This window comes from Streptomyces coelicoflavus (assembly GCF_045041415.1).
Lineage (GTDB): Bacteria > Actinomycetota > Actinomycetes > Streptomycetales > Streptomycetaceae > Streptomyces > Streptomyces coelicoflavus.
The window spans coordinates 88,123-105,645 of sequence record NZ_CP108220.1 but is presented as its reverse complement, the minus strand read 5'-3'; the positions used below and the strand labels follow the sequence as shown (position 1 = coordinate 105,645).

Sequence of the window (17,523 nt, the reverse complement as noted above, 5' to 3'; positions counted from 1 at the left end):
GCGCCGAGACCTCGGCGCCGGTCTTCTCGGCGCCGGGACCACCCGCGCCAGGGACAAGGAGGGGTGGAGATGAAACTCGGGCAGGACGAGATGCGGAGCCGGTTCGAGGGGGAGCGGTCCGTCCGGATGGGCACGGTCGACGCGCGCGGCGGAGCCCACCTGGTGCCCGTCATCTTCGTCGTCGACGGCGACGTCCTCTACTCGCCGACCGACCGGCCGAAGAACGGGAACCCGCGGCCCAAGCGGCTGCGCAACCTCGACCACGACCAGCGGGTCACGGTGCTGGCCGACCTCTACGACGACGACTGGCTGAAGGCGTGGTGGGTGCGGTTGCGCGGCACCGGCCGGGTGGTCGGCGAGAGCCCGGAGCGCACGCACGCGCTCGGCCTGATCGACCGCAAGTACGCGCAGTTCGACGGCGACCGCTACCTCAGGGACGGCGGGCCGGTGCTGGCGGTGGACATCAAGGACTGGCTCGGCTGGGCCTTCAGCGACCTGCCCGCCGAACCCGACCGGCCGCGGCGCGAGCGGTGGTGGCGGCGCTCCCGCTGACCCCCGGGCAGCCTCCCGGGCGGCGCGGTCCACCCGTCCTTGACCCGGGGTGCAGACGCCCTTGCCATGCTGCGAGCACTACCAAGCCCGGCACGTACGGCAGTCCCCGTTCCCCCGAGACGCAACGCCGGCGCGGGTCTGTCTGTCACCTTCCGAAAGGACGAACATGGGATCAGTCGAGGTTCCGGTTCTGATCGTGGGCGGTGGCGGATGCGGTCTGTCCGCCTCCGTCTTCCTGTCCGACCAGGGCGTCGACCATCTGCTGGTGGAGCGGCACCCGGACACGTCGCGGGTGCCGAAGGCGCACTACCTCAACCAGCGCACGATGGAGATCTACCGACAGCACTCGGTCGCCGACGACGTGCTCGCCGAGGCGGCGCCGCTGGAGAAGTTCGGCAAGGTGCGCTGGCAGACCACGCTGGCCGGCGACGGACCGCTGGACCGGCGCCTGATCCACGAGATGGACGCCTTCGGCGGCGGTGAACTGACCGAGACCTACGCGGCGGCCGGGCCGGTCCTGCCCGCCAAGCTGCCGCAGATGTGGCTGGAGCCGATCCTGCGCCGGCACGCGGAGGACCGCAATCCCGGCCGGATCCTCTTCCACCACGAGCTGCTCTCCTTCTCCGACGAGGGCGACCACGTCGTCGCCGAGGTGCGCGACCTCGACACCGGCGAGACCACCACGGTCACGTCGAAGTACCTCATCGGGGCCGACGGCGGCCGCATGGTCGGGGCCGAGGTCGGCATCGAGATGCAGGGCCCGCCCGGACTGGTCAACACCACGACCGCGTACTTCTCCGCCGACCTGTCGCAGTGGTGGGAGGAGGGCACGCTCATCACGCACTTCCTCAGCCCGGAGGACCCCGACCTGTCCAGCAACCTCATAGAGATGGGGCCGAGCTGGGGCAAGGACTGCGAGCAGTGGGGCCTGCACTTCGCCCCGGGCCCGCCCGGACGCTGGGACAACGAGACGGTCGTCCCCCGGATCCGCGAGCTGCTGCGCCTGCCGGACCTGGAGGTGACGGTGCACAAGGTGACGGACTGGATCGTGCACGCGCACCTCGCCGACCGCTACCGGGTCGGCCGGGTGCTGATCGCCGGCGACGCCGCGCACCGCCAGCCGCCCGCCGTCGGCCTCGGCCTCAACACCGGCATCCAGGACGCGCACAACCTCGCCTGGAAGCTGGCCGCGGTGCTCGACGGCCGGGCCACCGACGCCCTGATCGACACCTACGAGGCCGAACGCCGCCCCGTGGGCCGGGAGAACGTGGACTGGGCGGTGTCCGCCGCCGTCCACCACCAGGCGGTCATCGACGCCGTGGGCGCCGGCCACAACATCCCGGCGGGGCGCCGCAGGCAGCGTCTCGAGGCGTACTTCGACCCCTCGCCGCTCGGCGACACCGTGCGGGCCCGCGCCCTGGAGATCTTCCACACCCACCGCGGGGGCTGCCAGTCCCTCGACATGGAGGTCGGCTTCCACTACGAGGACGGGGCACTCGTCCCGGACGGCAGCGAGGCACCGGCCCGCGTCCCGATGCGCAACGAGCACGTGCCGACGTCCCGCCCCGGGCACCGGCTGCCGCACGCCTGGATCACCCGCGACGGCCGTCGCCTGTCCACCCTCGACACCACCCGCGGCACCGACTTCACGCTGATCACCAGTGGGCGGGGCACGGCGTGGGCCGAGGCCGCCGCGCGGGTGGCGGAGAAGTTCTCGGTCCGCCTCGCCGTGGTGCGCATCGGCGCCGGCGGCGAGTACGCCGACGTGGCCGGCGGCTGGGAGGCGGTGCGCGGCATCACCGACGACGGCGCGCTCCTGGTCCGTCCCGACCAGCACGTCGCCTGGCGCGGCACGGGCGCCTGCGAGGACCCGGAGCAGGCACTGACCCAGGCGTTCGCCGCGGTGCTGGAGCGCTGAGACCCCGCAGAGAAGCACGACACGTGGAAGGGGCCGTGCCCGGAGTTCCCGGGCACGGCCCCTTCCACGCGGTACCGGGACGGCTCAGGCGCCGGCCGCGACCGCGTCGCGCTGCCCGATCCCGGCCAGCACCTGCTCGACGGCCCGGCGCGCGGAGGCCATGCACACCCCGACGCCCACACCGTCGTACAGGGCGCCGCACACCGCGAGTCCGGGCTGGGCGGCCACCGTCTCCCGGATCCGGCGCACCCGCTCGAAGTGGCCGACGGTGTACTGCGGCAGGGCGTCCTGCCAGCGGCTGACCCGGGTCGCCACCGGGACGCCCGTCACGCCGGTGGCCTCGGCCAGTTCGGCGGCCGCCAGCGCCACCAGGTCGCCGTCGTCGCGCTGGAGCAGGCCCTCCTCGCCGAACCGCCCCATCGAGCAGCGGACGATCTCCACCTCGCCGGCCAGGTGCGGCCACTTCACCGTGGTGAACGTGACCTCCTTGACCGCCCTGCCCTCCACCGCGGGCACCCGGTAGCCGGCGTATCCGCGGTCCCGCAGCCCGCCGGGGAACGCCGCGCGCGGGTAGGCGAGCGTCACCATCGCCACGCTCGAGTACGGCACCTCCTCGAACGCCGAGACCGCCGCGGAGGTCCCGGGGACACCCGCGAGCAGCCGGGCCGAGGGGCCGGCCGGGGTGGCGACGACGACGGCGTCGGCGTCGATGTGCTCCGGCGCGGCGGCCGGACCGACGGTCACCCGCCAGCCGTCCGCGCGGCGGGCCAGCTCCCGCACGGGGGCGCCGGTGCGGATGGACGCGTCGGGCGAGGACGCCAGCACCTGGCGCACCAGCACGGGCGGCAGCGAACCGAACCCGCCGTCCAGGGTGGCCACCCGTACCGGCGGCGGCTTCTGCCCCTCGGCGAGCACCGGCACCAGCGAGCCCGCCGCGTCCGCGAGCGAGACGTGCGCGCGGGACGCCTTGGCCAGCGGCGTCAGCGTGGCCTCGAACGACAGGTCCGCGGCCCGGCCGGAGAACACCCCGGCGAGGAACGGCTCGACGAGTCGGTCCACGACCTCCTGGCCGAAGCGCCCGCCGACGTGGTCCGCGACCGAGACGTCGCCCTCCCGGTCGAAGGACGGCAGTACGAGATCCTGCCGGGCCCGGTCGACACCCTCGGCGGAGACGACACCGGACCGGGCGAGGTCGTCCATGTCGCAGGGCACGCCCATGAACTGACGGTCCGGCTGCCGCCGGATCCCGCCCCGGGTCCAGATCGCCGACGCGGTCTCGCCCGCCGACCTGATCGTCCCGCCGAGTCCGGCGTCCTCGATCAGGCCGGTGGTCCTGCGCCGGTTGGCGTACAGGGACTCGGCACCCTCGTCGACCGCGACGCCCGCCACCTCGGAGACCGAGAGCTTCCCGCCGAGCCGGGACGACGCCTCCAGGACGGTCACCCGGACCGGCTCGTCACGGAGCAGGAACGCCGCCGCAAGTCCCGCGATACCACCCCCGATGACGACCACATGGGGCTTTCCACTCACCTGATCCTGTTCGGTGCCAGCCATTCCACCAGATCCTTCGCGGTTAGTGTCGTAGAGGCCGTCCCGGCTCCGGCGCCCGGCGCGGGGACAGGTGCCTGGCAGTCTGACCGGGGGGACCGGCCCCCCGGTCGAGGGCGCCTAGAGGGCCGTGCGGGCGGGGCCGAACCAGCGGTCGAGGGCCTGGTCGAGGTCGTCGGTGGTGCCGGGTGCGGTCCAGGCGACGTAGCCGTCGGGGCGGACGAGGACGGCGTCGAGCGTGGCGTCGGGTGCGGGGTCGGGGGTGTCGGTCCAGGTGCCGGTGACGGTGTCGACGCGGTCGGCGTATTCGTTGTGGTGGGGTGCGGTGATGTCGGTGTCGCCGGTGGTGATGAGCAGGCCGCGGCCGGTGCGCAGGAGGTCGGCGACGCGGGTGCGGGTGCCGTCGGGGAGGGTGAGGGTGCGGTCGGGGGGCAGGCGCCGGCCGAGCAGCGGGTGGTCGCCCTTGGCCAGGTCGTAGCGGACGCCGAGGTTGCTCAGCATGCCGGCCGCGTACTCGGCGGCGTCGCGGTGGGTCAGCAGTTCGCCCACGATCTCGCGGACCGGGTCCATGTCCTCGCCGGTGAGCCGCAGTTCGATCGCCGCCCGGGCGTTGCGGGCCAGCTGCTCGCCGACGGGGTGGCGTTCGGCGTGGTAGGTGTCGAGCAGGCCCTCGGGGGCCCGGCCGCGGACCACCGCCGCCAGCTTCCAGCCGAGGTTCACCGCGTCCTGGACGCCCACGCTCAGCCCCTGCGCCATCGCCGGGGGCTGCACGTGCGCCGCGTCGCCCGCCAGGAAGACCCGCCCGCGCCGGTACTCGGCGGCGGCCCGCGAGGCGTCGGTGAAGCAGCTGATCCAGCGGCACCGCCCGTGGTGGATGGACTCGCCGGTGAGCCGCTGCCAGGCGTCGGCGAGGTCGGCGAAGGACAGCGCGTCGCGGTCGCGCGGCGGCGGGGTGCCGGCCTCGTGGACGACGACCCGGGTGACGCCGTTCTCCAGGTCCATGGCCATCACCATGCTGCCGCCCGGCAGGTCCTCGCCGATGCGCCGCTTGCGGGTGTCGATCCCGGTGACGTCGGCGGTGAGGAAGCCGCGCCGCCCGTCGGTGCCGGGGAAGCCGATCCCGGCGAGCTTGCGGACGGTGCTGCGCCCGCCGTCGCAGCCGACCAGGTGGGCGGCGCGCACCTCGGCCGGCCCGTCGGGTCCCTCGACGTCCACGACGACGCCGTCCGCGTCCTGCCGCAGTCCGGTCACCTCCCGGCCGCGCAGCACCGGTACGCCGAGTTCGCCCACCCACTCCTCCAGCATCCGCTCGGTGCGGAACTGGGAGACGCCCCGGTGCCCGTAGTGGTCCTGCGTCAGCATGCCGAGGTCGATGGGGACCCCGCCGAAGTGGCTGTCGGCGGGCTCGGTGGCGCCGAGACGGCCGAGCAGGCCCCGCTGGTCGAAGCACTCGGCGGTGCGCCTGGTGAAGCTCGCGCCGCGCGACTGCCGCGTCGGGGCGGGCAGCCGCTCGAGGACGACGACGTCCACGCCGCGGAGTCCGAGTTCGCCCGCCGTCATCAGCCCGACCGGGCCGGCCCCGACGACGATGACATCCCTGGCCATGTGCTCACTCCTCTTCGAAGGGTGCCGCCGGGCGCTCACCGGCCGCCGAACCAGCGGTCGAGGGCCTGGTCGAGGTCGTCGGTGGTGCCGGGTGCGGTCCAGGCGACGTAGCCGTCGGGGCGGACGAGGACGGCGTCGAGGGCATCGGGTGCGGTGCCGGGCGCGGTGCCGGGTGCGGTGCCCGGGGTGTCGGTCCAGGTGCCGGTGACGGTGTCGACGCGGTCGGCGTATTCGTTGTGGTGGGGTGCGGTGATGTCGGTGTCGCCGGTGGTGATGAGCAGGCCGCGGCCGGTGCGCAGGAGGTCGGCGACGCGGGTGCGGGTGCCGTCGGGGAGAGTGAGGGTGCGGTCCGGGGGCAGGCGCCGGCCGAGCAGCGGGTGGTCGCCCTTGGCCAGGTCGTAGCGGATGCCGAGACCGCTCACGATCCCGGCGATCCGCTCGGCGGCGTCCTTGTGGGCCAGCAGTTCGCCCACGACCTCGCGGACCGGGTCCATGGCCTCGTCGCCGAGGTAGAGCTTCGACGCCGCGCCGGAGTCGCGGACCAACTGCTCGCCGACGGGGTGGCGTTCGGCGTGGTAGGTGTCGAGCAGGCCCTCGGGGGCCCGGCCGCGGACCACCGCCGCCAGCTTCCAGCCGAGGTTCACCGCGTCCTGCAACCCGGCGCTCAGCCCCCACGCGGCCAGCGGCGGGATCTCGTGCGCCGCGTCGCCCACCAGCAGGACCCGCCCGCGCCGGTACTCGGCGGCCAGCGCCGCGGAGTTGCCGCACGCCCACAGCCACTGGCAGTCCGCGCCGTCGATGGACTCGCCGGTCAGCCGCCGCCACGCGCCGGCGACCTGGGCGAAGGTCAGCGCGCCCGGCTCCGGGCGGGCAGGCAGGTCCGGGTCGTGGACGACCACGCGGAACCGGCCGCCGCCCAGCGGGGTGCACACCACCATGCGTCCGCCGGGCAGCCGTTCGCCGATCGGCCGGGGACGCGGGGAGACGCCGCTGATCTCCGCGGTGAACATGCCCCGGGTCGGTTCCCGGTCCCGGGTGGGGATGCCGGCCAGCGCGCGCACCGCACTGCCCGCCCCGTCGCAGCCGGCCACGTACCCGGCGCTCACCTCGCCGGGCCCGTCGGGACCGGTGAAGGACACGACGACACCCTCGGGCGTCTGCCGCAGCCCGGTCACCTCGTGGCCGCGGCGCACCGGCACGCCGAGCTCGGCCAGCCGGCCGCCCAGCGCCTCCTCGGTCCTGGCCTGGGACAGGCCCAGCACACCGCTGTGGTCCTCGTCGAGCATGCCGAGGTCGAAACGGACCCCGCCGAAGTGGCCCATCGGGCCCCACCGGACCTCGCCCAGCCGCTCCAGCAGTCCGCGCTGTGCCAGCGACTCGGCCGCCCGCCGGTTGAAGCCGAGGGCCCGGGACTCCCCGTGCGGGGCGGGCAGCCGGTCCAGGACGGTCACGTCCGCTCCGCCCAGCCGGAGCTCCCCGGCCAGCATCAGGCCGGCCGGCCCCGCACCGACCACTATGACGTCAGTTCTCTTCATTTCATGAGGCCCTTTGCGCTGTGGCAATGGTTGGCCTTGTGAAGCTACTCAGGGCGAAGTGCGGCCGCAACGATTCCGGAATTCGACGGTGCACCCGCGCCGTGTTCGACTGCGGACCGGTGCCTTTTGAACGCGCCGGTGAACGCTTGAACGGAGGAGTGCGCCGCAGCAATATCGTCGGGTGGGAATTGTGCGCGTTTTCGGCCGCAGAAAGGAAGCTGACGTGACCCTCGAGAAGGTCGCCCTGGTCACGGGCGCCAACAAGGGCATCGGTTTCGCCGCCGCGCGGCAACTCGGTGAGCGGGGCATCGCCGTCCTCGTCGGCGCGCGGGACGAGGCCCTCGGCAAGCGGGCCGCCGACGCGCTGGCCGCCGACGGCATCGCCGCGACACCGATCGGGCTCGACGTGACGGACCCGGCGCGGGTGGCCGAGGCGGCCGGCGAGATCGAGCGGCGGTACGGGCGCCTGGACATCCTGGTGAACAACGCGGGCACCGCCGGCGGCTTCACCGGCGCGCCGAGCGAGGCGGGCGCGGCCGACCTGCGGGAGGTCTACGAGACCAACGTCTTCGGCGTGGTCACCGTGACCGGCGCGATGCTGCCGCTGCTGCTGCGCTCCCCGGCCGGACGCGTCGTCAACCTGTCCAGCCACGTGGGGTCGCTGACCCTTCAGTCGGACCCGGGCTCCCCACTGGCGGGCGTCAACATGATCGCCTACCAGTCCTCGAAGACCGCGCTGAACGCGGTCACCGTCGCCTACGCGAAGGAGCTGCGGGGGACCCCGGTCAAGGTCAACACCGCCCTGCCCGGGGTGGTGGCCACCGACATCAACCACCACCGAGGCCGCCGCACACCCGCCGAGGGGGCCGCGATCGTGGTCCGGCTCGCCCTGCTGGACGAGGACGGCCCGTCGGGCGCGTGCCTGGCGGACGAGGGGCCCGTGCCCTGGTAGCGCGCCCTGAGACGCACGGCGGCCGCGGTGCGGCCGCCGCATCCGACCGCACCGCCGGACCTGCGCCGGCGGGCACGACACTTGGAGAAGACAGTGGCGCTTGACCAGACGATCCTGGTGCTGGGCGGGACCGGCCGGCAGGGCGGGGCCGTGGCCCGCGAACTGCTGCGGCGCGGACACACCGTGCACGCCCTGGTCCGCGACCCCGCGGCGGAGCGGGCGGCCGAACTGCGGGAGGCGGGCGCGGTCCTGGTCCGCGGCGACATGGACGACGAGGCGTCGCTGACGGCGGCGATGGCCGGCGTCCACGGCGTGTTCAGCGTCCAGACCTTCCGGGGACCCGGCGGCGTCGAGGCCGAGGAACGCCAGGCCAGGGCGGTGGCCGACGCCGCGGTACGGGCCGGGGTGCGGCACTTCGTCTACAGCTCGGTCGGCGGCGCGGACCGCGACACCCGCGTCCCGCACTTCGAGAGCAAGCACCGCACCGAGCAGTACCTGCGCACGCTCGACCTGCCGACGACCGTGCTGCGGCCGGTCATGTTCCACGACATCCTGCTCGACATCGCCCCGCGCCCCGTCGAGGGCGAACTCGTGCTCTCCATGTGGCTGGACCCCGCCACCCCGGTGCAGCTCATCGCGACCGCCGACATCGGCGTGTTCGCGGCGGACGCCTTCGAGGACCCGGACGCGTGGCTGGGCCGGGTGGTCGAGATCGCCGGGGACTGCCTGACCGGACCGCAGATGGCCGCGGCGTTCGAGGCGGTCGCCGGCGTGCCGGTCAGCTACCGGCGGCTGCCGATCGAGCCGCTGCGCTCGGCCCGCCCCGACCTCGCCAACATGTTCGACTGGTTCGAGCGGGACGGCTACCGCGCCGACCTCGGGGAACTGCGCCGCGGCCGGCCCGGCCTCGTCTCCCTGGAGACCTGGCTGGCCGCCAACTGGACGGCCCCCGTGGCCGCCGCCCCCGCGACCCCCGTGGCCGCCGCGGGCCGCTGACGGCGCGGCCCAGGCGTCAGGGGCCCCGGCGTCAGGTGAGGACCGGCTTCCCGGTGCGGGTGCGCTTGAGCTCGAAGAACCCGTCGGTCGCGGCCACGGCGAGCACACCGTCCCACAGCCGCGTCGCCGCCTCACCGCGCGGGGCCGGGGACACCACCGGCCCGAAGAACGCGACGTCCCCCACCGCCACCACGGGCGTGCCGACGTCGGTGCCGACCCGGCCCACGGCGTTCTGGTGCGAGGCCCGCACCGCGTCGTCGTGGGCGCCGGAGCCGGCCGCGTCGGCGAGGCGGGGATCGAGGCCCGCGGCGGTGAGGGCGGCCGCGTAGGTGGCGTGCTCCTTGGGCGCCCCCTCCAGGTGGAACCGGGTGCCCAGCTCGGTGTAGAGCCCGCCCAGCACCCCGGGGCCGTACGCCTCCTCGGCGGCGGCGCAGACCCGTACCGGCTCCATCCGTACGGCCAGGTCCCGGTGCCAGCGTTCGGGCAGGTCGGTGCGCCCCTCGTTGAGCACCGTCAGGCTCATCAGGTGCCAGCGGATCTCCAGGGGCCGCAGGCGGGCGACCTCGAGGACCCAGCGGGAGGTCAGCCACGCCCAGGGGCAGGTCGGGTCGAACCAGAAATCCACCGTGGTCGGGTTGTCGTGCCGCAGGTGCCGCAACGGGGGCCTCCTCGATATAGCCGGGCCGGAACAATTTGACAAGCGGGGCCGGAATGCCGCTGGAGCGGTACTGGATCCGTCCTGTTCAACCGCTCAAATTCCCCGGTTGAACGTCCTTACGGCCATTGCGTGAATACCTTGGTTGCGGTTTTGAGAAGGCCCCGCCTATCGTCTGGAATCCGCGAGAAGAGGCGCTGGGAAAGGAATGGCATGTCCGTGCTGCCCGAGGTTCGTGACCAGTCCGAATCGTATGCACTGCTGCACCTCGTCCAGGGTGCGGTGATCACCCAGGCGATTTCCGTCGCGGCCCGGCTCGGCATCGCGGACGTGCTGGCCGACGGCCCGCTGTCCGCCCCGGACATCGCGGCGCGGGTCGGTTCCGACGCCAGGGCCACCCACCGCGTCCTGCGCGCGCTCACCGGCCACGGCGTGTTCGCCGTCCGCCCGGACGGCCGGTACGAGCAGACGCCGCTGTCCGACAAGCTCCGCGAGGACGCGACGGACTCGATGCGCGGCTTCGCCCTGCTGATGAACCACCCCACGCTGTGGGAGGAGTGGGGCCACCTGTACGACACCGTGGAGAGCGGCGAGGCCAACCTGCCCAAGCTGCGCGGCATGGGCGCGCTGGACTTCTTCCACGCCAACCCCGGCTACGCGAAGGTGTTCTTCGAGGCGTTCGGCGAGCTGTCCACCTCGGAGACCGACCCGATCCTGGCCGCCTACGACTTCTCCGGCTTCGGCACCGTCGTCGACGTCATCGCCGGCCGCGGCAACCTCCTGGCGGGCATTCTCGGCCAGGCGCCCGACACCAAGGGCGTGCTGTACGACTCCGAGGTCGCCACCGTGGACTCGCCGGCGCTCTTCGAGGCGGCCGGAGTGGCGGACCGGCTCACCATCGAGCACGGCGGCTACCTCGGCAAGCTGCCCGCGGGCGCCGACGCCTACCTCTTCAAGCACATCATCCACGACTTCTCCGAGGCCGACGCCGTCACGGCCCTGCGCAACGCGCGCGAGGCGATCGCCCCCGGCGGCCGGCTGCTCGTCCTCGAGTACGTGCTTCCGGAGAACAACGAGAAGCACATCGGCCACACCGTCGACCTCTGGCTGATGCTCATGCTGGGCGCCCGGGAACGCACCCGCGCCGAGTACGCCGCGCTGTTCGCCGAGGCCGGCTTCGAGCTCACCAGGGTGGTCCCCACCGGCTCGCCGATCTCGATCGTCGAGGGCATCCCGGTCTGAGACCCCGCCGCGAGCACCCGGCCCGTCCGCGCGAGCACCCGACCCGTCCACGCATACCGCACAGGAGAAGACCCGATGACCCCACGGATGGAAAATCCCTCCCTGGTCGTTCCCGGCGCACTGCAGCCCCTGCTCGACCTGACCGAGGTCATCGGCAAGGTGGGCGTACCGCAGAGCACCCTCGACCTGGTCCGGCTGCGCGTCAGCGAGATCAACGGCCGCGAGTACACCTTCCCGGACGGCCCCGGGCAGCCGGCGGACCAGCGGCTGCCGCGGGTGGCCGGCTGGCGCACCGAGTCCTGCTTCGACGATGCCGAGCGCGCCGCACTGGAGATGGCCGAGGCCGTCACGCTGATGACCGACCCGCAGGACATGGCGTCGGACGACATCTGGGAGAAGTCCTCCGGGCACTACACCGACGAGCAGCTCGGTGCCCTGGTCATGCACATCGGCCTGGTCAACTTCTGGAACCGGGTGAACGTCGCCACCCGCCAGGAAGCCGCGGCCTGGCGCTGAGGAAGGGACACACCGTGCTGAAGATCGTCAACGCCGGCCTCGGCAGGACCGGCACGACCTCGCTCAAGGCGGCCCTGGACCGGCTCGGCCTCGGCCCCTCCTTCCACATGTTCGACATCGTCGGCGACGCGGAACGGCTGCGGCAGTGGGAGCGGGTCGTCTGCGACGGCGAGAGCCCCGACTGGCAGGCCCTCTTCGCCGGCTACCGCTCCGCCGTGGACGGCCCCTGCGCCGTGTACTACCGGCAGATCAGCGAGGCGTTCGAGGACGCCAAGGTGATCCTGACGGTGCGCGACCCCGAGAGCTGGTACCGCAGCACCCACGACACGCTGTACCAGTTCGCCCTGCGCAGCGCCGCGCACCCGCCGGAGCCCGGCAGCCCGCAGGCCGCGCTGTTCCGTGTCACCACCACGATGGTCTGGGACGGCCTGTTCGGCGGCCGCTTCTCCGACAAGGACCACGCCATCGAGGTCTACCACCGGCACAACGAGGAGGTCGTGCGCACCCTGGGCGCGGACAACGTCCTCGTGTACGACGTGCGCGACGGCTGGGAGCCGCTGTGCGACTTCCTCGGCGTCGACGCCCCGCGGGAGGAGTTCCCGCGGACCAACGACACCGCCTCCATGCGGCAGCGGGTCGCGGCGGCGGCCGGGGCCGCCGCGGCGGTCACCGGCTGAGCCGCGAGGAGCCCGAGGTGCTGACAACGGAAATGACGGTCCCCGGCGCGTACCGCGTCGAACCCGAGCCCCTGCACGACCGGCGGGGCCACTTCTTCGAGTCCGTGCGGGCCAGCGCCCTGCTGTCCGGCGCCGGCTGGGAGTTCACGGTCCGCCAGGTCAACTACTCGGTGTCCCGGCGGGGCACCCTGCGCGGCATCCACGGCACGAAGGTCCCGCCGGGCCAGGCGAAGTTCGTCACGTGCGTGCGGGGTGCCGCCCTGGACATCGCCGTCGACCTGAGGGTGGGGTCGCCGACGTTCGGCCACTACGACGTCACCCACCAGAGCCCCGAGACGGGGACGGCCGTGTACCTGCCCGACGGGGTGGGGCACGCCTTCCTCGCCCTCACCGACGACACGTGCATGAGCTACCTGTGCTCCCAGGAGTACGAGCCCGGCACGATGATCGACGTCGACGCGCTCGACCCCGCGCTCGCCCTGCCCTGGGACCTGACGGAGCCGCCGATCCGCTCGGACAAGGACGCCGCGGCGCCCACCCTCGCCGAGGCCGCGGCGGCGGGACTGCTGCCCACCTGGGAGCAGTGCCCCCCGCGCCCCCTCGGCGCGGCACGGGCCGGAGCCGGAGTCGGAGCCGGACGGTAGCGCACGCGGAACGGCGGTCGGCACCCCCCCTGGGGGCCGACCGCCGTTCCGCGTCCTTCTCGTCGGTTTGTCGTTCTCACCGGGGCCGCGCGCCGAGGGCGTGCGCGCGGACGCCGGCCATCAGTCCCGCCTGCCGCACCAGGTCGCGGTGGTGCACCGCCCGTGCCGCCGGATCGCGCACGGCGTCGTGGAACGTGCCGAACACGCCGAGGAACTGGTCGAAGGCCGGGGCGAGGATCCGCGTCTCGCGGTCCCTCTGCTCCAGGCGCAGCACCGGACGTGCGCTGTGCGAGGGCGTGAACGCCCACTCCAGGACCAGCCGTCCCTCGCTGCCCCACAGGTCGTACGTCGACCGGTAGCCGTGGGACAGGCCGAAGGCGCAGTGGGCGGTGACGCCCTCGTCGTCGCCCAGCAGCGCCACCCCGGAGACGTCCACGCCCAGATCCGGATCGGACTTCAGGCCCGCCCCCAGGACCCGGGCCGACTCCCCGAGGTACTCCTGGGCGGCGCGCACCGGGTAGCAGCCGACCTCCCACAGGGCCCCGCCGCCGAGATCCGCCTGGTACTTGATCTGGCCCGGGTCGGTCGGCGGAATGCCGAACGCCCCGTTGTAGGAGCGCAGTTCCCCGATCGCCCCGTCGGCCACCAGGGCCCGCGCCTGCTCGTGCTGGGGGTGGCGCAGGAACGCGAAGTTCTCCATGACGGCCAGGGAGCGCTCCTCGGCGAGCGCGACGAGTTCCCGGGCACTGTCCCCGTCGGGCACCGCGGGCTTCTCCAGCAGGACGTGCTTGCCCGCCTCCAGCGCCAGCCGGGCCCACTTGGCGTGCTCACTGTTCGGCAGCGGGACGTAGACCGCGTCGACGCCGGGGGTCTCGAGGAGGCGCTCGTACCCCTCGACGGCCGTACAGCCGGCCCCGGCCGCGACGTCCTCGGCCTTCTCGCGGGAACGGCTCGCGACCGCCGCCAGCCGGAAGGGCGAGCGGAGAATCGCGGGGATGGCCCGCCGCACGGCGATGTCGGCGCACCCGATGATGCCGATACCGGCGCTCTGCCCGGATTCGAGAACGGGCGTCAGATCTTCGATTTCCACAGGTCCACCTAAACGAAGACAGTAAATGCGCATGCCTGAACCGGGTACGCCGCAAGCCTGAGTAAGCAGGCCCGATTCTGTCAACAGGAACGCCATTCGTACGGCGGCCGGGGAAAACTTTCGGGCGGGCGCCGGCCACCGATAAAGTGCGGACACGCCTGACGGGCACGAAGTCACTGAGGAGGCGCCACGGTGAAGGGCATCATCCTGGCCGGCGGCAATGGCACGAGACTCCATCCGATCACCCTCGGAGTCTCGAAGCAAATGCTCCCGGTCTACGACAAGCCGATGATTTACTACCCCCTGTCGGCGCTGATGCTGGCGGGGATCACCGAAATCGAGATCATCACGACGCCCGAGGACTCGGACATGTTCCGGCGGCTCCTCGGCGACGGGTCCTGGCTGGGCCTCACCCTGACCTACGCGGAACAGGACAAGCCCCGGGGGCTCGCCGACGCGTTCCTGGTCTCCGAGGAGCACATCGGGGACGACTCCGTCGCCCTGGTGCTGGGCGACAACATCTTCCACGGGTACGAGTTCGGGCCGATGCTCCAGAGGGCCGCCCGGGACATCAGCGGCTGCGTCCTGTTCGGCTACCCGGTGCGCGACCCCGAGCGCTACGGCGTGGGCACCCTCGACGAGCGGGGCAGACTCGTCGCCCTCGAGGAGAAGCCCGCGAACCCGCAGACCAACATGGCGATCACCGGGCTGTACCTCTACGACAACCAGGTCGTGGACATCGCCCGGCAGTTGCGGCCCTCGGAGCGCGGCGAACTGGAGATCACCGACCTCAACCGGGTCTACCTGGAGCGCGGCGAGGCCACCCTGGTCCCGCTCGGCCGCGGATTCGTCTGGCTGGACACCGGAACCCACGACGCGCTCATGGAGGCCGGGGACTACGTCCAGGTCCTGGAACACCGCCAGGGCGTGCGCATCGCCTGCCTCGAGGAGATCGCCTGGCGCATGGGCTACATCGACCAGGAGTCCTGCTACCGGCTCGGCAGCCGCCTCGCGCACTCCTCCTACGGCCGGTACGTCATGGAGATGGCCCAGGCCGGCTGATCCGACGCCGCCCCGACATCCCCAACGCCCCTCCCGCGCCGCCTCCCGGGCGCCCCCGCATCCGTCAACGGAAGAAGCGCACAGTCATGAAAATACTGTTCACCGTCGGGGGCAGCCAGGCGGCCGTCTTCGGCGTCGCACCCCTGGCCTCGGCCGCCCGCAGCGCCGGGCACGAGATCCTGCTGGCCGCCGACGAACCGCTGATGGCGGCCGCGCAGTCCGTCGGCCTCCCCGCGGTCTGCATCACCCCCGAGCGCATGCGCTACGGCCAGGACGGCATGACCGCCGCCGTCCGCATCGACGCCCTGCTGGAACTGACCCGGCAGTGGACCCCCGACCTGGTCGTCGGCGGCCTCTCCCACGTTCCCCGGGTGCTCGCCGCGGCCCTCAAGGTCCCCTTCGTCCGGCACATCTGGCACATCGCCCCGATGGCACGCCGGGACCGCACGGCGGTGGCGGAGCTCCAGCCGCAGCTGGAACGCCTCGGCCTGGCCGAACTGCCGCCGCCCGACCTCTTCGTCGACCTGTGCCCGCCGCCCCTGCGCCCGCCCGGCGCGCCGGACGGCCGGGCGATGCGCTGGGTGCCCCGGGTGAGCCAGCGCCGGATCGAGCCGTGGATGTACACCCGGCCCGAGGGCCGCCGCCGGGCGCTGATCACCGCGGGCACCCGCAACCTGATGCTCGACACCCCCGGCAGTTCGCTGCGCCGGCTGGTGGACGGGCTGGCCGGCGCGGGAGCGGAGGTGCTGATCGCCGCGCTGCCGGAGGCCGCCGAGCGGTACGGGGCGGAACTGGGCCACGTACGCATCGGCTGGATCCCCCTGGACGTCGTCGCCCCCACCCTGGACCTGGCGGTCCACCACGGCGGCGCCACCACCGCCATGACGCTGATCAACGCGGGCGTGCCCCAGGTGATCGTCCCCGACAACGGCTACGGCAAGGCCGTCGCCGAGGCCGTCAGCGGCTACGGCGCCGCCGTCCTGGTGGACCCGCACCGGCCCGGGGCCGGGCAGGACCCGGACGAGGTGACCGTCGCGGCCTGCCGGGAGATCCTCGCCGACCCGGGGTACGCCGAGCGCACCCGCACCCTCGCCGCGGCGGCCGCCGCACTGCCCACCCCGGACGAGGTGCTGCGCGACATCGAGGCCCTCGCCGCCCGCTGATCCGCACCCGCGCACACGAGGCCGCCCCGGGACCGAGAGTCCCGGGGCGGCCTCGTGTGCGGTGCCGGCGGTCAGACCAGCGCCTCCAGCCGGGGCACGATCTCGGCGGGGGTGGGGAGCGTCGCGATCTCCTTGGCGAGGTGCTGCGTCCGCTCGGTGTAGCTGGGGTTCTCCAGCAGTTCCCGGCAGGCCGCGGCGATCACCTCGCCGGGGGCCTTGTCGGGCTCCTGCGCCTGCGGCCACAGCGTCTTGCCGGCACCGAAGTCGGTGATGGCCTTGGCGATGGCCTCCCGGTGGTAGTTCGGCGGGAACTCCGGCGGGTTCTCCGGGATGACCAGCTGCGGCACGCCGTTGGCCATGAGCGTCGTGGCGGTGGTCGCGCCGCCGTGGTGGACCGCCAGGTCGCAGGTGGCGGCGGTGACGTCGATCGGGATCCAGCCGACGCGCGCGTCGCCCAGCTGGTCGCCGAACCGCTCGACGGCGCCCGGGTTCGACGCGATCAGCGCCTCGGCGCCCAGCTTCTCCAGCTCCTTGACCAGCAGCGGCATGGACCAGCCCGGGTCGCGGAACATCAGGCTGCGGAAACCGGAGGTGATGACCACCCGGCGGCGCCCCTCGGGACGGGTGTACATCCAGGGCTCCAGGCGGCGCTGCGGGTTGCTCGGGATCCAGCGCATCGACTGCGCGGCCGGGTCGTGGGCCGGGCGCAGCGACGGCGGGGTCGAGTCCAGCAGCAGGTCGGGCTTGAGCAGCCCGTCCACGCCGAGGCGCTCCATCTCGGGCCGCAGCTCCGCCTCGGCGCCCGGGTCGATGCCGGTGAGCGGAATGCCCAGGTACTCGACATGGCGCACGTAGGGGACCTTCAGGTGGGCGGCGAGCAGCATCGCGGCGTAGCTCTGCGAGCTGCCCACGACCACGTCCGGGGTCCAGTCCTTCGACAGCTCCAGCAGGGACTCGACGCCGGCCAGGCCCATCTTCGCGAAGCCGCGGCCCTGCCCGGTCATCTCCTCGTCGCCCAGCTCCCGGGGGAAGCGCAGGCCCTTGCCCGGGTTGGTGATCCGCATGAAGTGCCGGATCGGGTCGACGGTGAAGCAGAAGGTGGGGAGGCCGATGGCCTCCGCGGTCTCCACCCACGGTTCGTGGGCGGCCAGCATGACTTGGTGGCCCGCGTTGCGCGCGGCCGTCGCCAGCGGGGCAGCGGCGTAGTAGGTGGCCTGACTGCCCGTGGTGATGAACAGGATTTTCATGGCACTCCGGATGCTTTTCGTGGGACGCGGCCAACAGCATGGGCGGACGGTACCGATGGTCCTCAGCGCGGCCTTTTTCTGTCAAACAAAAGCAATTGACAAGCCCGTTCAATCGCGGATT

The 17,523-nt window shown here is 73.2% G+C and carries 16 protein-coding genes; 10 read left to right on the top strand and 6 right to left on the bottom strand.

Going from position 1 to position 17,523, the window contains the following annotated elements:
* Window positions 1–69 precede the first annotated feature (69 nt).
* Both OHA99_RS37625 and OHA99_RS37620 read left to right on the top strand, forming a co-directional pair.
* On the top strand, window positions 70–552 hold the full coding sequence (locus OHA99_RS37625; protein WP_331723850.1) for a pyridoxamine 5'-phosphate oxidase family protein: 483 nt from the start codon (window positions 70–72) through the stop codon (window positions 550–552).
* A gap of 166 nt (window positions 553–718) precedes the next feature.
* A complete protein-coding gene (locus OHA99_RS37620; protein WP_153182549.1) occupies window positions 719–2,470 on the top strand; it encodes an FAD-dependent monooxygenase in 1,752 nt (583 codons plus the stop codon).
* 84 nt (window positions 2,471–2,554) lie between these two features.
* Here the strand turns inward: OHA99_RS37620 and hemG are convergent, their stop codons facing one another.
* The 3 genes from hemG to OHA99_RS37605 all read right to left on the bottom strand — a co-directional run bounded on the left by hemG (window position 2,555) and on the right by OHA99_RS37605 (window position 7,158).
* Window positions 2,555–4,024 (bottom strand): protoporphyrinogen oxidase, encoded by a 1,470-nt coding sequence (hemG, locus tag OHA99_RS37615; protein WP_153182550.1) that lies wholly within the window; start codon window positions 4,022–4,024, stop codon window positions 2,555–2,557.
* A gap of 114 nt (window positions 4,025–4,138) precedes the next feature.
* Window positions 4,139–5,623 (bottom strand): FAD-dependent monooxygenase, encoded by a 1,485-nt coding sequence (locus OHA99_RS37610; protein WP_331723849.1) that lies wholly within the window; start codon window positions 5,621–5,623, stop codon window positions 4,139–4,141.
* A gap of 35 nt (window positions 5,624–5,658) precedes the next feature.
* A complete protein-coding gene (locus tag OHA99_RS37605; protein WP_331723848.1) occupies window positions 5,659–7,158 on the bottom strand; it encodes an FAD-dependent monooxygenase in 1,500 nt (499 codons plus the stop codon).
* A gap of 223 nt (window positions 7,159–7,381) precedes the next feature.
* On the opposite strand from OHA99_RS37605, the gene OHA99_RS37600 reads away from it, so the two are divergent.
* Both OHA99_RS37600 and OHA99_RS37595 read left to right on the top strand, forming a co-directional pair.
* Window positions 7,382–8,110, top strand: a complete 729-nt coding sequence (locus tag OHA99_RS37600; RefSeq protein ID WP_007389953.1) for an SDR family oxidoreductase — start codon at window positions 7,382–7,384, stop codon at window positions 8,108–8,110.
* 93 nt (window positions 8,111–8,203) lie between these two features.
* Window positions 8,204–9,106 (top strand): NmrA/HSCARG family protein, encoded by a 903-nt coding sequence (locus tag OHA99_RS37595; protein ID WP_331723898.1) that lies wholly within the window; start codon window positions 8,204–8,206, stop codon window positions 9,104–9,106.
* A 31-nt stretch (window positions 9,107–9,137) separates the two neighbouring features.
* On the opposite strand, the gene OHA99_RS37590 is transcribed toward OHA99_RS37595, so the two are convergent.
* Window positions 9,138–9,764 carry a DsbA family protein gene (locus OHA99_RS37590; RefSeq protein ID WP_366473775.1) on the bottom strand — a complete coding sequence of 209 codons (627 nt, stop codon included), beginning with the start codon at window positions 9,762–9,764 and terminating at the stop codon, window positions 9,138–9,140.
* 210 nt (window positions 9,765–9,974) lie between these two features.
* Here OHA99_RS37590 and OHA99_RS37585 point away from each other — a divergent pair, with 210 nt between their 5' ends.
* From OHA99_RS37585 to OHA99_RS37570, 4 genes are all read left to right on the top strand, one after another.
* A complete protein-coding gene (locus OHA99_RS37585) occupies window positions 9,975–11,003 on the top strand; it encodes a methyltransferase (protein WP_153182474.1) in 1,029 nt (342 codons plus the stop codon).
* Window positions 11,004–11,090: 87 nt separating this feature from the next.
* Window positions 11,091–11,519, top strand: a complete 429-nt coding sequence (locus OHA99_RS37580) for a carboxymuconolactone decarboxylase family protein (RefSeq protein WP_228126406.1) — start codon at window positions 11,091–11,093, stop codon at window positions 11,517–11,519.
* A gap of 14 nt (window positions 11,520–11,533) precedes the next feature.
* Complete coding sequence (locus OHA99_RS37575) at window positions 11,534–12,196, top strand: sulfotransferase family protein (RefSeq protein WP_153182476.1); 663 nt, start codon at window positions 11,534–11,536, stop codon at window positions 12,194–12,196.
* Between the two features lie 17 nt (window positions 12,197–12,213).
* Window positions 12,214–12,840 (top strand): dTDP-4-dehydrorhamnose 3,5-epimerase family protein, encoded by a 627-nt coding sequence (locus tag OHA99_RS37570; protein ID WP_240469303.1) that lies wholly within the window; start codon window positions 12,214–12,216, stop codon window positions 12,838–12,840.
* 76 nt (window positions 12,841–12,916) lie between these two features.
* On the opposite strand, the gene OHA99_RS37565 is transcribed toward OHA99_RS37570, so the two are convergent.
* Window positions 12,917–13,930, bottom strand: a complete 1,014-nt coding sequence (locus OHA99_RS37565) for a Gfo/Idh/MocA family oxidoreductase (RefSeq protein WP_331723847.1) — start codon at window positions 13,928–13,930, stop codon at window positions 12,917–12,919.
* Window positions 13,931–14,122: 192 nt separating this feature from the next.
* Here OHA99_RS37565 and rfbA point away from each other — a divergent pair, with 192 nt between their 5' ends.
* The gene (gene rfbA / locus OHA99_RS37560; protein ID WP_331723846.1) at window positions 14,123–14,992 is read left to right on the top strand and encodes a glucose-1-phosphate thymidylyltransferase RfbA; all 870 of its coding nucleotides are present in this window, start codon (window positions 14,123–14,125) and stop codon (window positions 14,990–14,992) included.
* A gap of 86 nt (window positions 14,993–15,078) precedes the next feature.
* Window positions 15,079–16,155, top strand: a complete 1,077-nt coding sequence (locus OHA99_RS37555) for a nucleotide disphospho-sugar-binding domain-containing protein (protein ID WP_331723845.1) — start codon at window positions 15,079–15,081, stop codon at window positions 16,153–16,155.
* A 71-nt stretch (window positions 16,156–16,226) separates the two neighbouring features.
* Here the strand turns inward: OHA99_RS37555 and OHA99_RS37550 are convergent, their stop codons facing one another.
* Window positions 16,227–17,402: a nucleotide disphospho-sugar-binding domain-containing protein gene (locus OHA99_RS37550; protein WP_331723844.1), complete on the bottom strand. Its 1,176-nt coding sequence runs from the start codon at window positions 17,400–17,402 to the stop codon at window positions 16,227–16,229.
* Window positions 17,403–17,523: the final 121 nt, after the last annotated feature.

Excerpts from the sequence above, each read along its gene's own strand:
- OHA99_RS37610 (WP_331723849.1), bottom strand. The coding sequence starts at position 5,623 with ATGGCCAGGGATGTCATCGTCGTCGGGGCCGGCCCGGTCGGGCTGATG.
- OHA99_RS37605 (WP_331723848.1), bottom strand. The coding sequence starts at position 7,158 with ATGAAGAGAACTGACGTCATAGTGGTCGGTGCGGGGCCGGCCGGCCTG.
- OHA99_RS37585 (WP_153182474.1), top strand. The coding sequence starts at position 9,975 with ATGTCCGTGCTGCCCGAGGTTCGTGACCAGTCCGAATCGTATGCACTG.
- OHA99_RS37580 (WP_228126406.1), top strand. The coding sequence starts at position 11,091 with ATGGAAAATCCCTCCCTGGTCGTTCCCGGCGCACTGCAGCCCCTGCTC.
- OHA99_RS37555 (WP_331723845.1), top strand. The coding sequence starts at position 15,079 with ATGAAAATACTGTTCACCGTCGGGGGCAGCCAGGCGGCCGTCTTCGGC.
- OHA99_RS37625 (WP_331723850.1), top strand. The coding sequence starts at position 70 with ATGAAACTCGGGCAGGACGAGATGCGGAGCCGGTTCGAGGGGGAGCGG.
- OHA99_RS37620 (WP_153182549.1), top strand. The coding sequence starts at position 719 with ATGGGATCAGTCGAGGTTCCGGTTCTGATCGTGGGCGGTGGCGGATGC.
- hemG (WP_153182550.1), bottom strand. The coding sequence starts at position 4,024 with ATGGCTGGCACCGAACAGGATCAGGTGAGTGGAAAGCCCCATGTGGTC.
- OHA99_RS37550 (WP_331723844.1), bottom strand. The coding sequence starts at position 17,402 with ATGAAAATCCTGTTCATCACCACGGGCAGTCAGGCCACCTACTACGCC.